Annotated in this window: 25 protein-coding genes, 1 tRNA gene and 1 pseudogene; 25 read left to right on the top strand and 2 right to left on the bottom strand. The window is 62.3% G+C overall.

Translation table 11 applies throughout. The features are described from left to right. Positions 1-121: 121 nt before the first annotated feature. The 8 genes from coaD (at position 122) to LB523_RS09640 (ending at position 6,343) form a co-directional block, all read left to right on the top strand. The gene (gene coaD, locus LB523_RS09675; RefSeq protein ID WP_224602435.1) at positions 122-622 is read left to right on the top strand and encodes a pantetheine-phosphate adenylyltransferase; all 501 of its coding nucleotides are present in this window, start codon (positions 122-124) and stop codon (positions 620-622) included. An 18-nt stretch (positions 623-640) separates the two neighbouring features. Beyond that, on the top strand, positions 641-1,231 hold the full coding sequence (locus tag LB523_RS09670) for a peptidylprolyl isomerase (RefSeq protein ID WP_411962438.1): 591 nt from the start codon (positions 641-643) through the stop codon (positions 1,229-1,231). Between the two features lie 29 nt (positions 1,232-1,260). Beyond that, positions 1,261-1,773, top strand: a complete 513-nt coding sequence (locus tag LB523_RS09665) for a peptidylprolyl isomerase (protein ID WP_095765300.1) — start codon at positions 1,261-1,263, stop codon at positions 1,771-1,773. 10 nt (positions 1,774-1,783) lie between these two features. Further along, positions 1,784-2,233 carry a DMT family transporter gene (locus LB523_RS09660; RefSeq protein ID WP_095765301.1) on the top strand — a complete coding sequence of 150 codons (450 nt, stop codon included), beginning with the start codon at positions 1,784-1,786 and terminating at the stop codon, positions 2,231-2,233. 90 nt (positions 2,234-2,323) lie between these two features. Next, complete coding sequence (gene queA, locus LB523_RS09655; RefSeq protein WP_224602433.1) at positions 2,324-3,412, top strand: tRNA preQ1(34) S-adenosylmethionine ribosyltransferase-isomerase QueA; 1,089 nt, start codon at positions 2,324-2,326, stop codon at positions 3,410-3,412. Further along, positions 3,402-3,671: a hypothetical protein gene (locus LB523_RS09650; RefSeq protein WP_140841199.1), complete on the top strand. Its 270-nt coding sequence runs from the start codon at positions 3,402-3,404 to the stop codon at positions 3,669-3,671. Before queA ends, LB523_RS09650 begins: the two co-directional genes overlap by 11 nt. Further along, entirely contained in the window at positions 3,664-4,794 is a 1,131-nt protein-coding gene (gene tgt, locus LB523_RS09645) for a tRNA guanosine(34) transglycosylase Tgt (RefSeq protein WP_224602432.1), read from the top strand. Before LB523_RS09650 ends, tgt begins: the two co-directional genes overlap by 8 nt. A gap of 91 nt (positions 4,795-4,885) precedes the next feature. Next, positions 4,886-6,343: a hypothetical protein gene (locus tag LB523_RS09640; RefSeq protein WP_140841203.1), complete on the top strand. Its 1,458-nt coding sequence runs from the start codon at positions 4,886-4,888 to the stop codon at positions 6,341-6,343. Between the two features lie 19 nt (positions 6,344-6,362). On the opposite strand, the gene LB523_RS09635 is transcribed toward LB523_RS09640, so the two are convergent. Further along, on the bottom strand, positions 6,363-6,782 hold the full coding sequence (locus LB523_RS09635) for a DUF4864 domain-containing protein (protein ID WP_140841205.1): 420 nt from the start codon (positions 6,780-6,782) through the stop codon (positions 6,363-6,365). Between the two features lie 214 nt (positions 6,783-6,996). On the opposite strand from LB523_RS09635, the gene LB523_RS09630 reads away from it, so the two are divergent. From LB523_RS09630 to LB523_RS09555, 16 genes and pseudogenes are all read left to right on the top strand, one after another. Beyond that, on the top strand, positions 6,997-7,233 hold the full coding sequence (locus tag LB523_RS09630) for an Lrp/AsnC ligand binding domain-containing protein (protein WP_040995065.1): 237 nt from the start codon (positions 6,997-6,999) through the stop codon (positions 7,231-7,233). 169 nt (positions 7,234-7,402) lie between these two features. Continuing rightward, positions 7,403-8,815: a circularly permuted type 2 ATP-grasp protein gene (locus LB523_RS09625; RefSeq protein ID WP_224602430.1), complete on the top strand. Its 1,413-nt coding sequence runs from the start codon at positions 7,403-7,405 to the stop codon at positions 8,813-8,815. 88 nt (positions 8,816-8,903) lie between these two features. Further along, positions 8,904-9,845, top strand: a complete 942-nt coding sequence (locus LB523_RS09620; RefSeq protein WP_095765309.1) for an alpha-E domain-containing protein — start codon at positions 8,904-8,906, stop codon at positions 9,843-9,845. Positions 9,846-9,865: 20 nt separating this feature from the next. Continuing rightward, complete coding sequence (locus LB523_RS09615) at positions 9,866-10,660, top strand: transglutaminase domain-containing protein (RefSeq protein ID WP_095765310.1); 795 nt, start codon at positions 9,866-9,868, stop codon at positions 10,658-10,660. 32 nt (positions 10,661-10,692) lie between these two features. Continuing rightward, a complete protein-coding gene (locus LB523_RS09610; RefSeq protein ID WP_224602428.1) occupies positions 10,693-11,424 on the top strand; it encodes a peptidase in 732 nt (243 codons plus the stop codon). 59 nt (positions 11,425-11,483) lie between these two features. Next, positions 11,484-12,896 carry a pyridoxal phosphate-dependent decarboxylase family protein gene (locus LB523_RS09605; protein ID WP_224602427.1) on the top strand — a complete coding sequence of 471 codons (1,413 nt, stop codon included), beginning with the start codon at positions 11,484-11,486 and terminating at the stop codon, positions 12,894-12,896. 126 nt (positions 12,897-13,022) lie between these two features. After that, entirely contained in the window at positions 13,023-13,790 is a 768-nt protein-coding gene (locus LB523_RS09600) for a DeoR/GlpR family DNA-binding transcription regulator (RefSeq protein WP_140545843.1), read from the top strand. 128 nt (positions 13,791-13,918) lie between these two features. Further along, entirely contained in the window at positions 13,919-15,445 is a 1,527-nt protein-coding gene (glpD, locus tag LB523_RS09595; protein ID WP_224602425.1) for a glycerol-3-phosphate dehydrogenase, read from the top strand. Positions 15,446-15,484: 39 nt separating this feature from the next. Continuing rightward, positions 15,485-16,564 (top strand): ABC transporter ATP-binding protein, encoded by a 1,080-nt coding sequence (locus tag LB523_RS09590; protein WP_224602424.1) that lies wholly within the window; start codon positions 15,485-15,487, stop codon positions 16,562-16,564. Positions 16,565-16,574: 10 nt separating this feature from the next. Next, on the top strand, positions 16,575-17,642 hold the full coding sequence (locus tag LB523_RS09585) for an ABC transporter ATP-binding protein (RefSeq protein ID WP_224602423.1): 1,068 nt from the start codon (positions 16,575-16,577) through the stop codon (positions 17,640-17,642). After that, the gene (locus LB523_RS09580) at positions 17,643-18,509 is read left to right on the top strand and encodes a carbohydrate ABC transporter permease (protein ID WP_095765316.1); all 867 of its coding nucleotides are present in this window, start codon (positions 17,643-17,645) and stop codon (positions 18,507-18,509) included. A 1-nt stretch (position 18,510) separates the two neighbouring features. Next, the gene (locus LB523_RS09575) at positions 18,511-19,419 is read left to right on the top strand and encodes a carbohydrate ABC transporter permease (protein WP_095765317.1); all 909 of its coding nucleotides are present in this window, start codon (positions 18,511-18,513) and stop codon (positions 19,417-19,419) included. A 4-nt stretch (positions 19,420-19,423) separates the two neighbouring features. Then, positions 19,424-19,711, top strand: a complete 288-nt coding sequence (locus LB523_RS09570) for a DUF2160 domain-containing protein (RefSeq protein ID WP_224602422.1) — start codon at positions 19,424-19,426, stop codon at positions 19,709-19,711. 76 nt (positions 19,712-19,787) lie between these two features. After that, a pseudogene (locus LB523_RS09565) lies at positions 19,788-21,517 on the top strand (ABC transporter substrate-binding protein). Positions 21,518-21,609: 92 nt separating this feature from the next. Then, positions 21,610-23,100, top strand: a complete 1,491-nt coding sequence (gene glpK / locus LB523_RS09560; RefSeq protein ID WP_224602421.1) for a glycerol kinase GlpK — start codon at positions 21,610-21,612, stop codon at positions 23,098-23,100. Positions 23,101-23,129: 29 nt separating this feature from the next. Continuing rightward, entirely contained in the window at positions 23,130-23,600 is a 471-nt protein-coding gene (locus LB523_RS09555) for a DUF6882 domain-containing protein (RefSeq protein ID WP_224602420.1), read from the top strand. Between the two features lie 80 nt (positions 23,601-23,680). Here LB523_RS09555 and LB523_RS09550 read toward each other — a convergent pair whose 3' ends face one another. Beyond that, positions 23,681-24,136 carry a BA14K family protein gene (locus LB523_RS09550; protein ID WP_224544455.1) on the bottom strand — a complete coding sequence of 152 codons (456 nt, stop codon included), beginning with the start codon at positions 24,134-24,136 and terminating at the stop codon, positions 23,681-23,683. Positions 24,137-24,428: 292 nt separating this feature from the next. Between LB523_RS09550 and LB523_RS09545 the strand changes: the two genes are divergently transcribed. Then, positions 24,429-24,504, top strand: a tRNA-Lys gene (locus tag LB523_RS09545). Positions 24,505-24,591: the final 87 nt, after the last annotated feature.

The raw sequence follows: 24,591 nt of genomic DNA, 5'->3' as shown, positions 1-24,591 counted from the left end.
GAACGCTGCGTGAAATGTTCGTGATTGCCGCATTCATCTGTCGTTCATCGGCGCGAAAAGGTTCACGGCAATGCAATTAATGAGATTTGCCTTTGTCCGAGAGGGTCGCTAGAAGCCTGCCATGACGGAACGCACCGCCCTTTACGCCGGCTCTTTCGACCCGCTGACCAATGGCCATCTCGATGTGCTGAAAGCGTCGCTGGCGGTGGCCGACACCGTCTACGCGGCGATCGGCATTCATCCGGGCAAGAAGCCGTTGTTTTCCTTCGAGGAACGCGTTGAGTTGATCGAGGCCGCAACCAAGGCCGAATTCGGTCGCGACAGCGATCGTATCAACGTCGTGTCCTTCGACGGCCTGGTCATCGACGCGGCCCGCAAGCACGGCGCCTCAATTATGATCCGGGGGCTGCGCGACGGCACCGACCTCGATTACGAAATGCAGATGGCCGGCATGAACGAGACGATGGCGCCGGAATTGCAGACGGTTTTTCTGCCCGCCAGCCCTTCGGTGCGCACCATTACCGCCACACTTGTGCGCCAGATTGCGTCGATGGGCGGCGATATCCGCCCGTTCGTGCCTGCGGCCGTTGCCGGCGCGCTCGCCGCCAAGTTCACCAAATAGGTTTTCCCGGAGATACCCATGCAGCTGAAGAAGCTCGCTTCGTTCCTTGTCGTGGTTGCCGGCCTTTTCGCGGCGTCCTTGCCGGCCGTCGCCGCCGACAAGGAAAACACCATGATCATCACGCTCAAGAACGGCGACGTGACCATCGCGTTGCGTCCCGATCTGGCGCCCAAGCATGTCGCGCAGATCAAGAAGCTGGTGCGCGACGGCGCCTACGACAACGTCGCCTTCCACCGCGTCATTGACGGCTTCATGGCGCAGACGGGCGACGTTAAATTCGGCAACATGAAGAAGGGGTTCAACCCCGAAGCCGTCGGCACCGGCGGCTCCGATCTTCCCGACCTGCCGGCCGAGTTTTCGCAGAGCGAGCAGTTCGCGCGCGGCGTGGTCGGCATGGCCCGTTCGCAGGACCCGAACTCGGCCAACTCGCAATTCTTCATCATGTTCGCGCCGGCGCCGAACCTCGACGGCCAGTACACCATCGTCGGCAAGGTGGTCGGCGGCATGGATCTCGTCGATAAGATCAAGAAGGGCGATGAGGCCGACAACGGCACGGTCACCGACCCCGACCGCATGATCAAGGTTCGCATCGCCGCCGACAGCAAGTAACTCCCTCAATTTTCAAAGGATTTTCCGACATGGCTGAGATCAAGGACCGCGAGAACGCGCTCATCATGGAAACGACCAAGGGCCCGGTCGTCATCGAAATGTATCCCGAGCTGGCGCCCGGGCACGTCGCCCGCATCAAGGAGCTGGCGCGCGAAGGCGCCTATGACGGCGTGGTGTTCCACCGCGTCATCGACGGCTTCATGGCGCAGACCGGCGACGTCAAGTTCGGCAATTCGAGCAAGCCCACTTATGCGCCGTCGCGCGCGGGTATGGGCGGCTCCGACAAGCCGGACCTCAAGGCCGAGTTCTCCAACGCCAATCACGGCCGCGGCGCCTGCTCGATGGCTAGGGCCCAGAACCCGAACTCGGCGAACTCGCAGTTCTTCATCTGCTTCGACGACGCCGCCTTCCTCAACCGCCAGTACACGGTTTGGGGCCAGGTCATCGAAGGCATGGAGAATGTCGACAAGATCAAGCGCGGCGAGCCGGTGCAGGATCCCGACAAGATCGTGTCGCTGAAAGTCGCGGCAGACGTCAAGTAAAGGCGGAACGATGATGGGCGCTGTCTGGTCCCTGCTCGGCATCCTGTCCGGCGCCTTCATCGCCATCCAGGCGCCGATCAATTCGCAATTGGCTAAGGGCCTCGGCCTTCCGGTCGCGGCCGCCGCCTTTTCCTTCCTGTCCGGTGCCATCGTGCTCGGCATCATCTCGATTTCCGTGGTGAAGCTGCAGGGCATCTCGCTCGACTGGAAGGCGCCGGCGCCCTGGCTGTTCGTCGCCGGCGGCATGCTCGGTGGCTTCTATGTGACGCTGTCGACGATTCTCACGCCACGCATCGGCGCTGCGGCGCTGATGGCCTTCCTCGTCGCCGGCCAGCTGATCGCCGGCATGCTGATCGACCGCGCCGGCTTCCTTGGCGTGGCGGTGCGCGAAATCTCGCTTGGCCGCGTCGCCGGCGCTGTGCTGCTCTTGGCCGGAGCGCTGCTGGTGCGGCTGACCTGAGCGTCGGCTGTTTCGTTCGACGGCAATTGCTCGCAAGGCGCGGCAACAAGACGGTGGCGAGAGCGCGGCGATCGGGTTATTGCCGCAGGCATGAAAGTGGACCTCTTCGATTTCGATCTTCCCGAAGACCGCATCGCGCTCAGGCCGGCCGAGCCGCGCGACAGCGCTCGGCTGCTGGTGGTGAGGCCGGGTGCCGGTTTCGAGGACCAGACAGTCCGGGACCTGTCGGCGCTGCTCAAGGCCGGCGACGTGCTGGTGTTCAACGACACCAAGGTCATCCCGGCGCAATTGAAGGGCATCAGGCTGCGCGGCGAAGCGGCGGCGCAGGTCGAGGCGACGCTGCACATGCGCACCGGCCCCGACCGCTGGCTGGCCTTCATGCGACCGGGAAAGCGCATCGCCGCCGGCGACCGCATCCATTTCGGCCATGACGGCAATTCCTGCTTTCTGGGCCGGCTCGACGCCACGGTGATTGAAAAAGGCGAGGGCGGCGAAGCGCTGCTCGGCTTCGATCTGTCGGGCGCCTTTCTCGACGAGGCGCTGCATGCCGTCGGGCATATCCCGCTGCCGCCCTACATTGCGTCGAAGCGCGAGGACGACGAGCGCGACCGCGCCGATTATCAGACGATCTATGCGCGCGAGGAAGGCGCGGTCGCCGCGCCTACCGCCGGCCTGCATTTCACCCCGGAGCTGTTCGCGGCGCTCGACGCCAAGGGCATCGAGCGCCGCTTCGTCACGCTGCATGTCGGCGCCGGCACTTTTTTACCGGTGAAGGCCGACGATACGACCGACCACAAGATGCATGCCGAGACCGGCTCGGTAAGCCCGGAGACGGCGGCGGCACTCAACGCGGCCAAGGCGCGGGGAGGGCGGATCATCTGCGTCGGCACGACATCGCTGCGGCTCTTGGAGAGCGCGGCGCGCGACGACGGCAGGATAGAGCCTTGGTCCGGACCCACCGACATCTTCATCACGCCCGGCTATCGCTTCCGTACGGCCGACATGCTGATGACCAATTTCCATCTGCCGCGCTCGACGCTGTTCATGCTGGTCTCGGCCTTCAGCGGGCTGGAGACGATGCGCTCGGCCTATGCGCATGCCATCGCGAACCGCTACAGGTTCTACTCCTATGGAGACGCAAGCCTGCTTTTTCGTGCGGAGACGAGCAATGGACGATGACCTCGACAGCATGGACCGCGATACGCTGATCGCGCAGGTGAAGAAACTGCGCGCCGGCATTCGCGCGCATCGCGACGCGACCGGGCATGATCTGTGCTGGCATCATCCTGACCTCTGGGAGCTTTTGCCGGAAAGGACCGACCCGGCGATTGCCGTGCCGCCATGGCCGAAATTCATGCGCGGCTGCATCCGCTACCGGCAGTCGCTCGACGAGCAGGCACCCGGCGCGCCGGAGCACGACAAGGAATTCAATGGCTGAGACTTTTTCATTTCAGGTGCTTGCCACCGATGGCAAGGCGCGGCGCGGCCTGGTCTCGATGCCGCGCGGCGAGATCCGCACGCCGGCCTTCATGCCGGTCGGCACCGGCGGCACCGTCAAGACCATGTATATGGACCAGGTGCGCGGGGTCGGCGCCGACATCATCCTCGGCAACACCTACCATCTGATGCTGCGACCAGGCGCCGAGCGCGTGGCCAGACTCGGCGGCCTGCACGAGTTCGCGCGCTGGCCGCATCCGATCCTGACCGACAGCGGCGGCTTTCAGGTCATGTCGCTGTCGAAGCTCAGGAAGTTGACCGAACAGGGCGTCACCTTCCGCTCGCATATCGACGGCGCGCCCTACGAGATGTCACCGGAGCGATCGATCGAAATCCAGGGACTGCTCGATTCCGACATCCAGATGCAGCTCGACGAATGCACGGCGCTGCCGGCCAAGCCCGAGGAGATCGAGCGCGCCATGGAATTGTCGCTGCGCTGGGCAGAGCGCTGCAAGGCGGCGTTTGGCGACCAGCCGGGCAAGGCGATGTTCGGCATCGTCCAGGGCGGCGACAACCCGGCCTTGCGCGTGCGTTCGGCCCAGGCGCTGAAAGCGATGGATCTGAAAGGCTATGCGGTCGGTGGGCTGGCGGTCGGCGAGCCGCAGTCGGTGATGCTGGAGATGCTCGACATCACCTGCCCGGAGCTGCCGGCCGACAGACCGCGCTACCTGATGGGCGTCGGCACGCCGGACGATATCCTGAAATCGGTGGCGCGCGGCATCGACATGTTCGACTGCGTGATGCCGACCCGCGCCGGCCGCCATGGCCTTGCCTACACGCGCCGCGGCAAGGTCAATCTCAGGAACGCCCGCCATGCCGACGATCCGCGCCCACTCGACGAGGAAAGCGACTGCCCCGCCGCGCGCGATTATTCGCGCGCCTACCTGCATCACCTGGTGCGCTCGCAGGAAGCGCTCGGCGCCATGCTGCTCACCTGGAACAACCTGTCCTATTATCAGAGGCTGATGCAGGACGTCCGAACAGCCATCGAGGCGCAGGCTTTCGAAGCGCGCGCCGCCGAGATTACCGAAGGCTGGGCACGGGGCGATATCCCGGTCCTTTGATCAGGAAGCGTCGGAAAACCTTTCATAAATCAGATCAAGAGTAAGTATGCCTTGCCATATCGAGGCAAGGGGCGGCACGACTTTGGTAAAGATGGATGCGTCGATCGTCGACCATAAAGCAGCAAGCGCTGATGTTTACCGGCCAGGTTCTGCGGCGACCCAGCAATGGAGTTACAGTCTATTACTTGTAATTTCAGGGGTCGTGCTTGTCGGCCTTATCTTGCGCCTGCTCGGCGCGCGCGGGGATCTCTGGCACGACGAGATCTGGAGCATCACGTTGCTGAAGCCGCTGACGTCGATCGACCAGATATTCTGGCGTGTGAACCACGACAACAACCACTTTCTCAACTCGATATACCAGTATGTCGTCGGGCCCGATGCCGCGCCGCTGGTCCAGCGCGGCTTGTCGATAACGCTCAGCGGATGCACCGTCATTGCAGCCGCGGCGATATCGCGCGGACGTTGGGCAATGATTGGGTCGGCGCTGCTGTTTGCGTTGAGCTATCCGATGGTTCACTACGGCTCGGAGGCGCGTGGCTATGCCGGCCTGGCGCTGTTCACGCTCGTTGCGGTGGCTCTTCTGGAGCGCTGGTTCGACAAGCGGGGCGCGTACGGCGTCGCTCTTGCTGCCGCAATTCTGCTTGGCTTCCTTTCCCACCTGACAATGGTCGAAACGGTGGTGGTGCTAACGGCCTGGACGGCGTGGCTGAGCTGGCGAGGCAGCCGCAGTCTGATTGTCGTCAACAAGGAGGTCGTCCAGGCCTTTCTGCCTGCTTTCCTTGCCGTGCTTCCGCTTGCCGCGGCAATGCTTGTAGGCGGGCGATTGTTTAGCTTCAATATCGGCGGTTTTTCCTCTTTCTCGCTCGAGAAATTCGCCGCCGGCTATGGCGGAATGATCCGCTATCTTTTCGGTCTACCGGACTGGATCGGCGACTGGACGTGCGTCGCGGTGACCTGCATCCTGGTCTTGGCACATGCAGGCGTCTCGCGCGATCGCCGGGCCAGCCTTTATGCCATCGGCATCGTCGGGCTGCCCGCCCTGATGGCGGCGGCGCATCTGCCGAATGTTGAATTCCCGCGCTATTTCATTGTCAGCGGAACCTTGTTGCTGCTTTGGGCCGGAGACTTGATCGGACGCGGCTTCGACGCCGGCGGTAAGAGAAGGCTTTTTGCCGCCGGGATGCTCGTTCTTGTGGCGGGCGGCAACGCGGCGTTGCTGGCCCATTTCTATGAGCATGGGCGCGGTTCCTATTCCGAGATGGTGGACGAGATGACAAAGAGCGGCGCCGCCACATATGCCACCAACGCCGATTTCCGCACCGGCATGGTGGTCGATTATTTCGCCGCGCGCATTGGCCGCCAGGCATCGCTCGTCACCCAGGACAAGATTTGCGCCGGGCGCGCGGACTGGCTGATTCTCGAAGGCGATACCCAAAAACAGCCGGAGCGCGTGGATTTCGATTGCGCGCTTGCCTACGAACGAGCCGGAGCCTCGACCTTCTGGGGCCTCTCCGGTCTGGGCTGGACACTGTATAGCCGCCGAGATTGAGCGGTCATGCCGGTCGGGCTCAGGTACTGACCGAAGTCGAGGCGCGCAGGCTGCAGCCGGTGATCTTGAAGCTGCCGTCCGCTTGTTGCTGCAGCGTGTAGACCGCCTCATAATCCTTGCCGTCGGGCCCGACGATCAGCACCTGCTGGATGATCGAGCCGGGTCCGGTCTGCTCGACCTTGCCGAAGAAATAGGACCGGGGCTTGCGCACCGGCGCGTAGCCATTCGTCACCATGTTCATGAAGGTGTCGACGGTCGGAAAGATCTGCTTCACGTTCGGCGCGGCGAAGCTGTAGGCGGTGGCGCCGTCATCGGCGACGAAGGCCTTCAACTGGCTGTCGATGACCGTCTGCGCGGCCTTGATCTCGGCCTCGCCGGCAAAAGCAAGCGAGGCTATCAACATCGGAACAAGAGCAAGTGCGAACAAAGCGCGGCGCATGGCCTGCCTCCCCGGAATTCGCGTTGGCGAATGCAATCTAACATACGCATCGCGCCATGGCGTGGTTTCACCGGGATGCGAAGATTTCACCATTTCAGCGTCGGGAAGCGGGATCAGGTACTCTTCGAGGTGCGCGGCGCGGGAAGCTTGAAAGCCGGGCAGCAGTCTGCCACAAGGGCCGCTTATTCATGAAGCAGGCTGGTAGGACCGGGCAATGAAGGCATTTTTCGTGCAGATCAAGTGCGACCTGGGCAAGTCCTATGAGGTCGCCAGCGCGCTCGCCGATGCCGAGATCGCCTCCGAGATCTACTCGACCGCGGGCAATTACGACCTGCTTGCCAAATTCTATATCGACGACGAGGAAGACGTCGGCCATTTCGTCAACGAGCGGGTGCAGATTCTGCCTGGAATCAAGGACACCTTCACGATCGTGACCTTCCGGGCGTTCTGACCGGGCCTGTCTGTGCCCCGCCGGGAAGCAGGAGCTGACCCGGTCCAGCCGCTCATGCCTGAAATTTAGGCAATTTGCATGGAGTGGCCGTCGCGGCTCCCTAAATCACCGATTGCGCTTGATTTTCTCCGGCGAGGCCAGTGAAATGGTCTCAGAGGGGAGTACGCGATTGGCAGCGTTCGACGAAATGCTTCCGGAAGTTTCCGGACTGAGAAGACCTTATGAGGCTTACGATCGCTGGCTGAAGGAGCAGGACCCAGCCAGGCTTACCCAGAAAATGCAGGATGCCGAGCGCGTCTTCCGCAAGACCGGCATTACCTTTGCCGTCTATGGCGAGCAGGAAGCTTCCGAGCGGCTGATCCCTTTCGACATCGTCCCGCGCATCCTCTCCGGCCAGGAATGGCGCCGGCTGACGCAAGGCATCGAGCAGCGCGTGCAGGCGCTGAACGCCTTTCTCGACGATATCTACCACCGCCAGGAAATCCTGCGCGCCGGGCGGGTACCCAAGGATCTGATCGCCAGGAATGAGGCTTTCCTGCCCGAGATGATCGGGATCAGGCCGCCGGCCGGTGTCTACACCCACATTATCGGCGTCGATATCGTCCGCATCTCGGAGAACGAGTTCTACGTGCTGGAGGACAATGCCCGCACGCCGTCGGGCGTCTCCTACATGCTGGAGAACCGCGAGACGATGATGCAGCTCTTTCCGGAGCTGTTCCAAAAGATCAAGGTGCGGCCGGTCGAGAACTACCCACAACTCCTGCGCCAGTCGCTGGCCGCGGTGCGGCCGCAAAGCAGCAAGGGTGCGCCGACCATCGCGGTGCTGACGCCGGGTTCGTACAATTCGGCCTATTTCGAACATGCGTTCCTTGCCGACCAGATGGGCGTGCAACTCGTCGAAGGGCAGGACCTGCGTGTCGTCGACGGCCATGTGGCGATGCGCACGACCGAAGGCTACAAGCAGATCGACGTGCTCTACCGGCGCGTCGACGACAACTTCCTCGATCCGCTGACCTTCCGGCCGGATTCTGCGCTCGGCGTGCCCGGCATCATGGATGTCTATCGCGCAGGCAACATCACCATCGCCAACGCGCCGGGAACCGGCATCGCCGACGACAAGGCGATCTATTCCTACATGCCGGAGATCGTCGAGTTCTACACCGGCCGCAAGGCGATCCTCGGCAACATCCCGACCTGGCGCTGTTCGGAGCCCGACAGCCTCAAATATGTGCTCGAGCACATCCACGAGCTCGTCATCAAGGAAGTGCACGGCTCCGGCGGCTACGGCATGCTGGTCGGCCCGGCGGCGACCAAGAAGGAATGCCAGGACTTTGCAAAAAAGCTGCAGGCGAAGCCCTCGAACTACATCGCCCAGCCGACCCTGGCGCTGTCCACCTGCCCGATCTTGACCGAGAAGGGCCTGTCGCCGCGCCATGTCGATCTCAGGCCTTACGTGCTGGTTTCGGATCGTATCCAGATTGTGCCGGGCGGTTTGACACGCGTCGCGCTCAAGGAGGGGTCCCTGGTAGTCAATTCCTCACAAGGCGGCGGGACGAAAGACACCTGGGTGTTGGATGACTGAGGCGAGCAGGGGGACGCAACAATCATGAAACGCATTCTTCCCTATTCGCTATTCGCTACTCCCTATTCGCTAGCCCTAGGGGCCTGACATGCTTCTCGGCCGCACCGCAAACGGTCTCTATTGGATGAACCGCTATATCGAGCGGGCCGAAAACATGGCGCGCCTGGTCGATGCGGGATTGCGCATGGCGCTGACGCGCACGCAGAGCGCTTCGGAGGAATGGAACTCGGTCCTGCTCAGCGCCGGCTCGGACATCGCGTTCAGCCAGAAGTACCAGGACTATACAGCCGCCAACGTCTCGGACTTCCTGCTACGCGACACCTCGAACCCGTCGAGCACGATGTCGTCGATCGAGACGGCGCGCAACAATGCCCGCATGGTGCGCACGGCGCTGACCCGCGAGACCTGGGAAAGCATCAACGAAGCCTGGATGTCGCTGAAGCGCATGCTGGCAAGGCCGATCGACGAACGCGACCTGCCGACGGTGCTCGATGCAATCAAGCGCGAGACGGCGCTGATCCGCGGTTCATTCTACGGCACCATGCTGCGCAACGAAATTTTCGATTTCTCGCAGCTCGGCACCTATGTCGAACGCGCCGACAACACGGCGCGCATCCTCGACGTGAAATATTATGTGCTGCTGCCGTCGCTGTCCTGGGTCGGCTCGACGCTCGACAACTATCAGTGGGAATCGATCCTGCGCTCGGTGTCGGCGCACCGTTCCTATCGCTGGGTTTATGAAGCCGACTACAAGCCGACGAATATCGCCGACTATCTGATCCTCAACGTGCGCATGCCGCGCTCGCTGACTTTCTGCTACCGCTTCCTCGGCGAGCATTTGAAATTCCTCGCCGACGATTACGGTGAACGCCATGCCTGCCATGGCACGGCCGAGAAGATCCAGGCGCTGCTCAAGAGGGGGTCGATCAAGGACATATTCGATCATGGCCTGCACGAGTTCCTGGCCGAGTTCATTCGCGACAACACCAGGCTGGGCGACGAGATCGCCCAGGACTACCGGTTCTATTGAGCACAGCCGAGGCGAGCGTTATGCGGCTCAAGATCACCCATCGTACCGAGTACCGCTACGATCAGCCGGTGCAGTATCTGCTGCAGCGGCTGCGCCTTTGGCCTTCCAGCGGGCGCACGCAGACCATCGGCTCCTGGGCGATCAAGGTCGAAGGCGCGCGTGAGGAGGTGCGTTTCATCGACCACTTCGGCAACGAGACGCGGCTGGTGAGCGCCGAGAGCGGCCAGAATTCGATCACCGTCGAGGCAGCCGGAGACGTGACCACGCATGATACGGCGGGCGTGACGGGTCCGCATCAGGGCTTTGCCCCGCTCTGGCTATTCGGACAGCAGACGCCACTCACCGCCGCCGGCGAGGGCATACGTGAACTGGCCGGCACGCTGGGCCAGGGCACCGAGATCGAGCGACTGCACCGGCTGATGGGCGCTATCGGCGAACGCGTCGCCTACAGGCCGGGCACGACCAGCGTCGTGACGCCGGCAGAGGAGGCGCTCGCGTTGAAGTCCGGTGTCTGCCAGGACCACAGCCACATCTTCATCGCCGCCGCAGTCGCCCTCGGCTTTCCCGCGCGCTATGTCAGCGGCTACCTGATGATGGATGCGGCCGTCGAGCAGGCGGCAAGCCATGCCTGGGCCGAGGCCTATGTCGTGGGACTCGGATGGGTTGCCTTCGACCCGGCGAACGGTATCTCCCCCGACGAACGCTATGTGCGGGTGGCGACGGGGCGTGACTATCGCGATGCCTCGCCGGTGTCGGGGATACTGCTCGGGCAGGCGCAAGAGAAGCTTGCCGTCACCGTCACGGTAGAGCAGTAATCTGCGCCGGAATCGCTAGCAGAAGAGCAATCATGACCTATTGCGTCGGCCTCAAGATCGATAGCGGGCTCGTGTTCATGTCGGACACGCGCACCAATGCCGGCATGGATTCGATCTCGACCTTCAAGAAGATGCATGTGTGGGAACAGCCCGGCGAGCGCGTCATCGTGTTGATGTCGGCGGGCAACCTTGCCACGACGCAGGCCGTTGTCAGCCTGCTCGACGAGCGTAACAAGGCGGTCAGCGACCGTCATCCGAAGCTGCTCGAAACTCCCTCTATGTACCAGACGGTGAGGCTGGTCGGCGATACAGTGAAGGAAGTGATAGAGCATGCCTCGCCGAATGGCGACAAGGCGGATTCTTACTTCAATGCCTCCTTCATCCTCGGCGGCCAGATCAAGGGCAGCCCGCCCAGACTGTTCATGATCTATCCGGAAGGCAATTTCATCGAGTCGACCGACGACACGCCTTTCTTCCAGATCGGCGAGACGAAATACGGCAAGCCGATCATCATCCGTGCCTATGATCGGGCAATGAGCCTGGCCGAAACGGTGAAGCTGCTTCTGGTGTCGTTCGACTCGACGCTGAAATCCAACCTCTCGGTCGGGCTGCCGCTCGATCTGCTGTTCCTGGAACAGGATGCGCTCAGTGTGGGGCTGAACCGGCGGATCGGCCATGATGATCCTTACTACCGAACCATATCGGACGGCTGGTCCAGCGCGCTGAAAATCGCTTTTTCAAATCTGCCGGACTTTCCGGGATAGGGCTTTGCGAGAGCGGTTCGACCGGCCGGTATCTTCGACGGCCGCTGGGGAGTGAAAATATGGACAGCGACGAATTCCGCGACTGGTCGAGGCGCGCCGCCGACTGGGGCGCCGACTATCGCGCCAACCTGCGCGACCGTCCGGTGCGGCCGGCGATCGCGCCGGGCGAGATTTTCAGAAGCATCGAGGCGTCGCCGCCCGAAATGCCGGAGCCGATGGACAGGATCTTCGCCGACTTCGAAGAAAAAATCGTGCCGGGCATGACGCATTGGCAGCATCCGCGCTTCTTCGCCTATTTTCCCGCCAATGCAGCGCCGGTTTCGGTGGTGGCCGAATATCTGGTCTCGGCGATGGCCGCGCAATGCATGCTGTGGCAGACCTCGCCGGCGGCGACCGAACTCGAGACGCGCATCGTCGACTGGATGCGCCAGGCGCTCGGCCTGCCCGAGGGCTTTTCCGGCGTCATCCAGGATTCGGCTTCCTCGGCGACGCTTGCGGCGGTGCTCACCATGCGCGAGCGGGCACTTGACTGGCAGGGCAACAAGAAGGGGCTGGCCGGGCAGGCGAAGCTACGCGTCTATTCCTCCGACCAGGTCCATACCTCGATCGACCGAGCCATCTGGGTCTCCGGCATCGGCGAGGACAACCTTGTCCGTATCCCGGTCGCCGGACGTTTTCGCGCCATGGATACGCACGCGCTCGAGGCCGCGATCGTTGCCGATCGCAAGGCTGGCCTGCTGCCCGCGGGCATCATCGCCTGCGTCGGCGGCACCAGCACCGGCGGCACGGACGACATCGCGGCGGTGGCCGCGGTCGCTCAGCGGCACGGGCTTTACCTCCATGTCGACGCCGCCTGGGCAGGGTCGGCGATGATCTGCCCGGAATACCGGCATTTCTGGGCCGGCGTCGAAGGCGCCGATTCCATTGTCTTCAATCCGCACAAATGGCTCGGCGCGCAGTTCGATTGCTCGATCCAGTTCGTGCGCCAGCCGGAAGACCTCGTTCGCACGCTGGCCATCAAGCCGGAGTTTCTGAAGACGCTGGGTCATGACGGCATCATCAACTATTCGGAATGGTCGGTGCCGCTCGGCCGCCGCTTCCGCGCCCTGAAACTTTGGTTCCTGCTGCGCGCCCATGGCCTCGAGGGCCTGCGCACCATGATCCGCAACCATGTCGCCTGGAGCGCAGGGCTTGCCGCGCGCCTTGCCGGGGAAGAGGATTTCGAGCTCGTCAGCGAGCCAATGCTTTCGCTGTTCTCGTTCCGGCACCGCACGGTGGCAGGCGCCGACCCTGACGAGCACAACCTCCGCCTCGTCGACGCCATCAACACCAACGGCCGCATTTACCTGACTCAAACGCGGGTCGATGGGCGCGTGGCGATCCGCTTTCAGGCGGGGCAGTTCGAGTCGACGGCGGCAGATGTCGATGCGGCGTTCGACGTCATAACCGAGATTGCGCGGCGCTTATCCTGAGGCAGCAGACCTGTTCCACACTGGTTTGCCTTTTTCAATCAGGTGATTTTCGTTAGCCGGCTTATACCTTTTCTTCGCTTTCGTTTTCCGATATAGACGGGAAAAAACGAAAATGGAGGACGCGCAATGTTTCTTTCGCCACGCCATGCCGAGATCATCCAGAGGGCGAAAGACCATGGCAGGGTGCTGGTCGATGACCTGGCGACGCATTTCAACGTGACGCCGCAGACCATCCGCAAGGACCTCAATGACCTGTGCGATCAGCGCCTGCTGACCCGTATCCATGGCGGTGCGCTGTTCCCGTCCGGCATCGAGAACATGGAGTACGAGGCACGCCGCAAGATTGCCGCCGACGAGAAGGAGGCGATCGGCAGCGCGGCGGCGCGGCTGATTCCTGACAATGCCTCGCTGTTCATCAATATCGGCACCACCACCGAAGCCGTCAGCAAGGCGCTGCTCGACCATAACGGGCTTATGGTCATCACCAATAATATCAATGTTGCCAATAGGATGCGCATCTACCCCACGATCGAGGTGGTGATTGCCGGCGGCGTTGTGCGCGGTTCCGACGGCGGCATTGTCGGCGAGGCGGCGGTCGATTTCATCCGCCAGTTCAAGGTCGATTACGCAGTCATCGGCGCCTCGGCGATCGACCATGACGGTGCGCTGCTCGACTTCGATTTCCGCGAGGTGAAAGTTGCGCAGGCCATCATCGCAAATGCCCGCCACGTCATCCTGGTTTCCGACCGGACGAAATTCGAACGCACCGCGCCGGTCCGGATTGGCCATCTTTCGCAGGTGAATACCTTCATCACCGATCGTTGCGAGATCCCGTCGATTCGCAGGATTTGCGAGGAAACCGAAGTCCGACTGATCGAGACAGCGTTCGAATAAGGCACGCCTCGACGGCTTACTCAGCCGACTGCGATATTTCGTTTGACATTCGCTTTGAGTTCGAAATAATTCCGTCACGGTTTCGTAAAACACAAAAATGGTGCAATGCGAAATCGTTGGAGGAATCTTTGGACGCATCTCGGATCCATGACATTTTCGTCATCGGCGGCGGCATCAACGGCTGCGGCATAGCCCGCGATGCCGTTGGCCGCGGATTTTCAGTTTACCTTGCCGAAATGAACGATCTCGCCAGCGGGACCTCCTCCGGTTCGACCAAGCTCATCCATGGCGGCCTGCGTTATCTCGAATTCTATGAATTCCGGCTGGTGCGCGAAGCGCTGATGGAGCGCGAGGTTCTGTGGAAGAACGCGCCGCACATCATCTGGCCGATGCGCTTCGTGCTGCCCTATGCCAAGGGCCTCAGGCCCGCCTGGCTGATCCGGTTGGGATTGTTCCTTTACGATCATATCGGCGGGCGCAAGCTGCTGCCGGCGACGAAGACGCTGGACATGGCCCGCGATCCGGCAGGCAAGCCGCTCAAGCCATTGTTCCGCAAGGCTTTCGAGTATTCGGACGGTTGGGTCAACGACGCGCGCCTGGTGGCGCTGAACGCGCGTGACGCCGCCGATCGGGGTGCCATTATCCGCACCCGCACAAAAGTCGTCAGCGCGCGGCGCGACGGTGCGCTTTGGGCCGTGAAAGTGCAGAATGTGCTCACCGGTGATACCGAAGAAGTTCGCGCGCGGCTTCTCGTCAACGCTGCCGGCCCCTGGGTCGATCACGTGCTCTCGACCGCCGTCGGCCAGAACGACGTCCACAATGTCCGCCTCGTCCAGGGCAGCCATATCGTAGTCGGAAAGAAGTTCGACGATCCGCGCGCCTATTTCTTCCAGAACAAGGATGGCCGCATCATCTTCGCCATTCCTTACGAGGAAGAATTCACGCTGATCGGCACCACCGATCGCGACTATCCGGGCGATCCGCATGAGGTGAAGATCTCCGACGCCGAGATCGACTATCTGTGCGCGGCGGCAAGCGAATATTTCGCGCAGCCGGTGAAGCGGTCCGATATCGTCTGGACCTATTCGGCGGTGCGCCCGCTCTATGACGACGGCGCCTCGAAGGCGCAGGAAGCGACGCGCGATTATGTGCTGAAGGCCGATGGCGGGGAGGGTGCTGCCCCCTTGCTCAACGCCTTCGGCGGCAAGATCACCACCTTCCGCCGGCTGGCGGAATCGATGTTGGAGAAGATCGAAGGTTTTCTCGGCAAGCGCGGCAGGCCGTGGACGCATGACGCGCCGCTGCCTGGCGGCGATTTCGCAGCGACCGGCTTCGATGCCCAGGTCGCCAGGCTGAAGAGCGCCTATCCGTTCCTCGACCAGCGGCTGGCGCGCCGCTTCACCCGGCTCTACGGCACGCGGGCGGAAAGGCTGCTCGGGCTCGCCAAGTCGAATGCCGATCTCGGCCGCAATTTCGGCGCCGACCTTTTCGAGGCGGAAGTTCGCTATCTGGCCGAAAACGAATGGGCGGTCACCGCCGAGGACGTGTTGTGGCGCCGCACCAAGCGCGGCCTGCATTTCAGCCGCGAGCAGACGGCGGCATTGGAAGAATTCATGCGCGGACTGAGCAGCCGCCATGTCGCGGCGGCGGAATAAGGATCGGCCGCTGATGCGCAAGGCCTGGGAGGAGGCGTGATGCTGGAATTGAGGAACGTGACGAAGACCGTCGGCGCGCAGGAGCATATCCGCGACGTGTCGCTGACGCTTCAGCACGGCTCGCTGAACGTCCTGCTTGGGCCGACGCTCTCCGGCAAGACCAGCCTGATGCGGCTGATGGCGGGCCTCGACGCGCCGACTTCGGGCTCGGTCTGGTTCGACGGCAAGGACGTCACCGGACAGAAGGTGCAGAAGCGCAACGTCGCCATGGTCTACCAGCAGTTCATCAATTACCCGGCGATGACCGTCTACGAGAACATCGCCTCGCCGCTGCGGGTCGCCGGCGTCGAGCAGGCCATGATCGACAAGGAGGTGCGCAACGCCGCGGCGCTCTTGAAGCTGACGCCCTATCTCGAGCGCACGCCGCTCAGCCTGTCCGGCGGCCAGCAGCAACGCACCGCGCTTGCCCGCGCCATCGTCAAGAATGCCAGCCTGGTGTTGCTCGACGAGCCTTTGGCCAATCTCGACTACAAGCTGCGGGAGGAATTGCGGGCCGAATTGCCGAAGATCTTCGCCGCGGCCGGCACGATCTTCGTCTATGCGACGACCGAGCCGCACGAAGCGCTTTTGCTCGGCGGCAACACGGCAACGCTTTCGGAAGGCCGCGTCACGCAATTCGGCCCGACGGTCGAAGTGTTCCGCAAGCCCATCGACCTGGTGACGGCGCGGACCTTCGCCGATCCGCCGCTCAACACCATCGTGCTCTCCAAGAAGGGGTCGGATTTCCTGCTCGAAGGCGGCGTCAAGCTGCCGGTGCCGACGGAACTCGCCGGCATTGCGGACGCCAGCTACACGATCGGCTTCCAGCCGCATCATTTGTCGCTGGAGCGGCCGAACGCCGGCGCCGTGCCGGTGCGGGCCAAGGTCACCATCACGGAGATCACCGGCTCGGAAAGCTTCGTCCATCTCGATTTCGCCGATGCGCGCTGGGTGATGCTTGCGCATGGTATTCTCGATTTCGAGACGGACGACGAGGTCGAGGTGTTCATCGACCCGCGCCACATCATGGTGTTCGACCATAACGGCCGCGCCGTGACGGCGTCGAAGCTGGCGGCCTGAGGAGAAAACGATGGCGCGCATCGAGGTCAACCACATCCGCCATTCCTACCTGCCCAACCCGCAGAAGGATTCCGACTTCGCTCTGAAGGAAGTGCACCACACTTTCGAGGATGGCGGCGCCTACGCGCTGCTCGGGCCTTCGGGCTGCGGCAAGACCACCTTGCTCAACATCATTTCGGGACTGCTGCACCCCTCGCATGGCAAGTTGCTGTTCAATGGCCGGGACGTGACCAGGCTGTCGACGCAGGAGCGCAATATCGCGCAGGTGTTCCAGTTCCCGGTCATTTACGACACCATGACCGTCTACGACAATCTGGCCTTCCCGCTGCGCAACCGGCGCGTGCCGGAAGCCGATGTCGACCGCAAGGTGCGCGAGACGCTCGACATGATCGATCTCGCTTCGATGGCGAACAGGAAGGCGCGCCGGCTCACCGCGGACCAGAAGCAGAAGATCTCGCTTGGACGCGGCCTGGTGCGCTCCGACGTCAACGCCATTCTGTTCGACGAACCGCTGACGGTCATCGACCCGCATATGAAGTGGGTGCTGCGCTCGCAGTTGAAGCAACTGCACCGCCGCTTCGGCTACACCATGGTCTATGTCACACACGACCAGACCGAAGCGCTGACTTTCGCCGACCGCGTCGTGGTCATGTATGACGGCGAGATCGTGCAGATCGGCACGCCTGCCGAACTTTTCGAGCGTCCGCGCCACACCTTCGTCGGTTATTTCATCGGCTCGCCGGGCATGAACGTGCTGCCGGTTGCGCTGGAAGGCAGGACGGCGAAGCTCGGCGCGCAGCACATCGAGTTACCCGGCGTGCCCAAGGCTGAAACCGGCGCCGTCGAGCTCGGCATCCGTCCCGAATATGTGCGGCTCGGCCGCGAGGGCATGACGGTGCAGGTCAGCAAGGTCGAGGACGTCGGTCGCCACAAGGTCGTGCGCGCCAACCTTGAAGGCAGGGAAATTGCCGCTGTAATCGGCGAGGACGACGAGGTGCCGGCCGAACCGAAAGTCCGCTTCGATCCGGCCGGCATCAACATCTATGCCGATTCCTGGCGCGTCGAGATGGGGGCATAGATGGACAAGACCTGGAACAACAAGGCCTGGTTCCTTGTCCTGCCGGTGCTGGTGCTGGTGGCGTTCTCGGCCGTCATCCCGCTGATGACGGTCGTCAACTATTCGGTGCAGGACACGTTCGGCAACAACGTCTTCTTCTGGGCCGGCACCGAATGGTTCGAGGACCTGCTGCACTCCGACCGCTTCTGGGAAGCGATGGTGCGCAACCTGATCTTCTCCTTCATCATCCTGGCGATCGAGGTGCCGCTCGGCATCTTCATCGCGCTCAACATGCCGAAGAAGGGCTGGGGCGTGCCGGTCTGCCTGGTGCTGATGGCGCTGCCGCTGCTCATTCCGTGGAACGTTGTCGGCACGATCTGGCAGGTGTTCGGCCGCAACGACATCGGCCTGCTCGGCTATTACATCAATGCGCTCGGTATCGACTACAACTACGTCCAGGATCCGATCGATGCCTGGGTAACCGTCATCATCATGGATGTCTGGCACTGGACCAGCCTGGTCGTGCTGCTTTGCTATGCCGGCTTGGTCTCTATTCCCGACGCCTTCTACCAGGCGGCCAAGATCGACGGCGCGTCGCGCTGGGCTGTGTTCCGCTACATCCAGCTGCCCAAGATGCAGCGCGTGTTGCTGATCGCCGTGCTGTTGCGCTTCATGGACAGTTTCATGATCTATACCGAGCCGTTCGTCGTCACCGGCGGCGGTCCTGGCAATTCGACCACCTTCCTGTCGATTGACCTGGTCAAGACGGCGCTCGGCCAGTTCGACCTCGGCCCGGCGGCGGCGATGTCGCTGGTCTACTTCCTGATCATCCTGTTGTTATCGTGGGTGTTCTACACCGTGATGACCAACTACGACGCGGAGCGCTGAGATGGCGGGTGCCAACGAAACGACGCGCGTGAGCGAGACGGCGGTCACCGAAGTGGGCAGCACGCTGTCGCAGGACGAGGTGGCGAAGCTGATGCGCCGCCGCGGCGAGGAATCGCGCTGGTGGTGGATCGTGCCGACGGTCTACATCGTCGTTATCCTGCTGCCGATCTACTGGCTGATCAACATGAGCTTCAAGACCAATGCGGAGATCGTGTCGTCGCTGACGCTGTTCCCGCATAATCCGACACTGGCGAACTATCGCACCATCTTCACCGACCCGTCCTGGTATTCGGGCTATATCAATTCGATCACCTATGTGGTGATGAACATGGTGATATCGGTGGCGGTGGCGCTGCCGGCGGCCTATGCCTTCTCGCGTTACCGCTTCCTCGGCGACAAGCATTTGTTCTTCTGGCTTTTGACCAACCGCATGGCGCCGCCCGCGGTGTTCGCGCTGCCGTTCTTCCAGCTCTATTCAGCGTTCGGCCTGATCGACACTCATATTGCCGTGGCGCTGGCGCACTGCCTGTTTAACGTGCCGCTCGCGGTGTGGATCCTCGAAGGCTTCATGTCCGGCGTGCCGAAGGAGATCGACGAGACCGCCTATATCGACGGCTATTCCTTCCCGCGCTTCTTTCTGAAGATTTTCATGCCGCTGATCGCGAGCGGCATCGGCGTCGCCTGCTTCTTCTGCTTCATGTTCTCGTGGGTGGAGCTCTTGATCGCGCGCACGCTGACCACGACGGACGCCAAGCCGATCGCCGCCACCATGACCCGCACGGTCTCTGCCGCCGGCATGGATTGGGGTCTGCTCGCCGCCGCCGGCGTGCTGACGCTGATCCCCGGCGCCTTGGTTATCTGGTTCGTGCGAAATTATATCGCCAAGGGCTTTGCCCTGGGGAGGGTCTAAAGCCATGAATCTCGACTTCTCCTGGATGGCGTGGACGTGGCCGACGGCCGCCTTCTTCATCGTCATTGTGCTGATGCTCTTTGGCATGGGCGTCTGGGAATATGCCTCGCCCGGCGGTCGTCCGCGCATCGGGGTGCTGCGCTTCGAGACGACGCGCGGCGATCGTTTGTTCCTGTCGCTGCTTGGCAGCGCATTTATCCATCTCGCTTGGCTGGGTCTGGTTGGACCCAACCTGTGGTGGGCTCTCGCTCTCTCCGTGGTCTACGCCGTTGGCGTGTTCCGATACGTATAGAGGGGGAATAGCCGGATCGGCCGCGTGCTGGCGGCCGCCCCGGATCGCACTTGCAACTTAAGACTGGAGGAGACACATGCGACGGCAATTTCTAACATCGACGACAGCCCTTGTCCTTTTGCTGGGAGCGGGCCATGCCTATGCCGGTATGGACGAGGCAAAAGCCTTTCTCGACAAGGAGATAGGCGACCTGTCGACGCTTTCACGCGCCGACCAGGAAAGGAAATGCAGTGGTTCATCGACGCAGCCAAGCCGTTCGCCGGCATGGACATCAAGGTCGTTTCGGAAACCATCGCCACGCACCAATACGAGTCACAGGTGCTGGCACCGGCCTTCTCCGCCATCACCGGCATCAAGGTCACACATGACGTCATCCAGGAAGGCGACGTCGTCGAGAAGATCCAGACCCAGATGCAGACCGGCCAGAACCTCTATGACGGCTGGGTCAACGACTCCGACCTGATCGGCACGCATTGGCGCTACCAGCAGGTGCGCAACCTGACCGACTGGATGGCGAATGAAGGCAAGGACGTCACCAATCCGAACCTCGACCTGAAGGACTTCATCGGCACCTCGTTCACGACGGCGCCCGACAAGAAGCTCTATCAGCTCCCCGACCAGCAGTTCGCGAACCTCTACTGGTTCCGCTATGACTGGTTCAACGACGAGAAGAACAAGGCCGACTTCAAAGCCAAATACGGCTACGACCTCGGCGTTCCCGTCAATTGGTCGGCTTATGAGGACATCGCCCAGTTCTTCACCGGCCGCGAGATCGACGGCAAGAAGGTCTACGGCCATATGGACTACGGCAAGAAGGACCCGTCACTCGGCTGGCGGTTCACGGACGCCTGGCTGTCCATGGCCGGCAATGGCGACAAGGGCATTCCGAACGGCCTGCCCGTCGACGAATGGGGCATCAAGGTCGACGAGAAATCGCGTCCTGTCGGCTCCTGCACGGCGCGTGGCGGCGATACCAATGGCCCGGCCGCGGTCTACTCGATCCAGAAATATCTCGACTGGCTGAAGGCCTACGCTCCGGCGGAAGCCCAGGGCATGACCTTCTCCGAATCCGGCCCGGTGCCGGCGCAGGGCGGGGTCGCGCAGCAGATCTTCTGGTACACCGCCTTCACCGCTTCGATGGTCGACGCCGGCGCCAAAGCGGTGCTGAACGACGACGGCACGCCGAAGTGGCGCATGGCGCCATCGCCGCACGGCGTCTACTGGAAGGACGGCATGAAGCTCGGTTACCAGGACGTGGGTTCCTGGACCCTGATGAAGTCGACGCCTGACGATCGCGCCAAGGCCGCCTGGCTCTACGCGCAGTTCGTCACCTCGAAGACGGTCGACGTGAAGAAGAGCCATGTCGGCTTGACCTTCATCCGCGAGAGCACGATCCACGACAAGAGCTTCACCGAGCGCGCTCCGAAGCTCGGCGGCCTGATCGAGTTCTATCGCTCGCCGGCCCGCGTCCAGTGGTCGCCGACCGGCACCAACGTGCCTGATTATCCGAAGCTGGCGCAGCTCTGGTGGCAAGCGATCGGCGATGCCTCTTCCGGCGCGAAGTCGGCCCAGGAAGCGATGGACTCGCTCTGCGCCGAGCAGGAAAAAGTCATGAGCCGCATCGAGAAGTCGGGCGTCCAGGGCGACATCGGCCCGAAGATGGCCGAAGAGCACGATCTTGCCTACTGGAACGCCGACGCGGTCAAGAAAGGCAATCTCGCTCCTCAGTTGAAGATCGAGAACGAAAAGGAAAAGCCGGTCACCATCAACTACGACGAACTGGTGAAGAGCTGGCAGCAGCAGTAACTGCATGACGCGGGCGTGCTTGCCCATGTCGGAAGTGCAGGGGAGGCGGCTTTGCCGTCTCCCCTGTTGCATGAGAAGCGGAGGGATGCGGAATGAGCGGTTTTGTGCTGGCCATCGATCAGGGAACGACCTCGACCAGGGCGATACTGTTCGACGACAGGATGAAAGTCGCCGGCACCGGCCAGCAGGAATTCGCGCAGCATTATCCGGCTTCCGGCTGGGTCGAACATGACCCGGAAGACATCTGGGCAAGCGTTCTCGCCACGGTGAAAGCGGCCTTGAAGGCCGCCGCCCGCACGGCTTCGGATGTAGCCGCGATCGGCATCACCAACCAGCGCGAGACCGTCGTCATCTGGGACAAGGCGACCGGCAAGCCTATCCATAACGCGATCGTCTGGCAGGACCGCCGCACCGCGCCGCTCTGCCAGAAGCTGAAGAAGCAGGGGCTGGAGAAGACATTCACGAAGAAGACCGGCCTGCTGCTCGACCCCTATTTCTCCGGCACCAAGATCGCCTGGATGCTGGACAAGGTGAAGGGTGCCAGAAGGCGCGCCGAGAGGGGCGAACTGCTTGCCGGTACCATCGACAGCTTTCTTATCTGGCGGCTGACCGGCGGCCAAGTGCACGCCACCGACGCGACAAATGCCTCGCGCACGCTGGTCTACAACATCGAGAAGAATGTCTGGGACGACGAGCTGCTCTCGATCCTGAAGATCCCGGCCGCGATCCTGCCTGAGGTGAAGGACTGCGCCGACGATTTCGGTGTCACCGAGAAGAGCCTTTTCGGGGCCGAGATGCGGATCCTCGGGGTGGCCGGCGACCAGCATGCGGCGACCATCGGCCAAGCCTGTTTCGAGCCTGGCATGATGAAATCCACCTACGGCACCGGCTGCTTCGCGCTGCTCAACACCGGCGCCGATCTGGTGCGTTCGAAGAACCGGCTTTTGACCACCATCGCCTATCGGCTCAACGGCAAGACAACCTACGCGCTGGAAGGCTCGATCTTCATCGCGGGCGCAGCCGTGCAGTGGCTGCGCGACGGCATCAAGGTGATCGGCAAGGCCGAGCAGAGCGGAGTGTTGGCTGCGACCGCTGACCCTGCGCAGCAGGTCTATCTGGTGCCGGCCTTCGTCGGCCTCGGCGCGCCGCATTGGGACGCGGATGCGCGCGGCGCCATCTTCGGGTTGACGCGCAATTCAGGCCCGGCCGAGTTCGCGCGCGCGGCACTGGAATCGGTCGCCTTCCAGACGCGCGACCTGCTCGACGCCATGCGCAAGGACTGGAAAGGCGCTTCGGCCAAGACGGTGCTTCGCGTCGACGGCGGCATGGTGGCATCCGACTGGACCATGCAGCGGCTCGCCGACATTCTCGACGCACCGGTCGACCGTCCGACGATCCTGGAGACGACGGCGCTGGGCGCGGCCTGGCTTGCCGGGTCAAAGGCCAGCGTCTGGCCGAAAGCGAAAGAATTCGCCAAGAGCTGGGCCCTGGAGCGGCGCTTCAAGCCGGAGATGGACGCCGCAACGCGGGGTGCGAAACTGGCCGGATGGCGCGATGCGGTGCGCAGGACGCTGAGTGTGTGAAGCGGTTTACGGGACCGGGCGAACGGGAAATGCAGCCGGATTGGTATCCTGCCTGGCGCGATGAGGCCTTTGAACAGCTCATCGCCAAGAATGCGCGCCTGGCGAAAGATTTTCGCCTCGGCAGTTGGTCGCGTTACGACTACGATTTGACGGCAGGAAAGCTGCTGTTCTCCGACCGGAGTGGAGTCAAGGTCGTTTCGGAAATCCAGGTTGCGGGCTCTACCAGCGCCAAGGCTGGCAATTGGCTCTGGGCTTGGGCCAATTCGATTTGGCCTTCGGAGTTCATAACTGACGCCCAGTCAACTCGATCTTTCGGTGAGAAGCACGGCATCGGCGAGCTAACTCAAGACTATGTGACGGACGAAGATCTTAATGCACTCGGTTGGGAATTGACCTCGGCAGCGGCTCGGATTTGCAACGCCTGCGGAGCCTATCGCTCTCCTTCTGATGAAGGCGTAGGTCTGTATCTGATTTTGAAGAACATTAGCTGGGCCAGTTGAATTCGGCTGAAGGGCAACGAGAGAGCCCGCGCCTTGCGGCACGGGCTCAGTCAACGGCCCTGGGTACTGACTGGAGGCTGTCAGTAGGGCGAAACGCACTGCTGACGCGGGCCGTTGTTAGGCTGGAAGGTGTTGTCCGAGGCGCGATAGGAGCGGTAGCGGTCGTAGCACCACTGCACGTGCGCGTTGCCGCGATAGAGGCGGTTGTTCTCGCTGTTGACGATGGCGCCGGTGATCAGCGCGCCGGTCGCGAAAGCTGCCAGCGGAAACCAATAGTCGCCATGCCGGCGATAGCCGCGGCGATACTCACGATAGCCGCGATGGCCGTTCCAGTATACGGCGTCACCACGACGCGAGAAATCCCGGTTGAAGCTGCGGTGCCTTCTCCAGTCCCGATACTGCACGGTCTGAAGATCTGACGACAGGCCCTGGGGTTGCGGTACATAAGCTGGCTGAGCGTTGACCGGCACCATCTCCGCCGCGAGGAACGACGCCGAGAGAGCGGTTGCCAACAGGCCGGATGCGATCTTGTTCATTGATCTTCTCCTCGATGGTTGATGGGGACGTCCTGTTTTGCGAAACGGGCCCGAATTGCAATGGTTCCCGTTCCAGCATCAGCCCATTGTGTCAGCCCATTGTTATTGTAGGGCTTTCTGAAGCAGCCCCAGGCCGGGCCATTGGCGCAGGCATCGAAAGCCGTTCACCCGCGGCGTCCCTTCGAATCCGTTCAAGAAATCCGCCTTGGAAGCCCGTCTTTTTCCGGTTGACCGGCCGCGGCACTCTCCCTATGTTCCGCGCAATTTCGAGGGCGGCGTTCCGAGCCCACGGGAGCGCGTAGCTCAGCCGGTAGAGCAACTGACTTTTAATCAGTAGGTCATGGGTTCGAATCCCATCGCGCTCACCAAAATTTTTAAGGTCCGTTCCGGACACATAGGTTACGGTTTATACCGGAGACATGGGTAACACTTTTGGCCCGAAGGGGTTGTGGAGT

Origin of the sequence: Mesorhizobium sp. ESP-6-4, from assembly GCF_020164735.1 — a bacterium.
Taxonomy (GTDB): domain Bacteria; phylum Pseudomonadota; class Alphaproteobacteria; order Rhizobiales; family Rhizobiaceae; genus Mesorhizobium.
The sequence above is the reverse complement of the archived record's forward strand: the minus strand, read 5'-3'. Positions and strand labels throughout refer to the sequence as shown.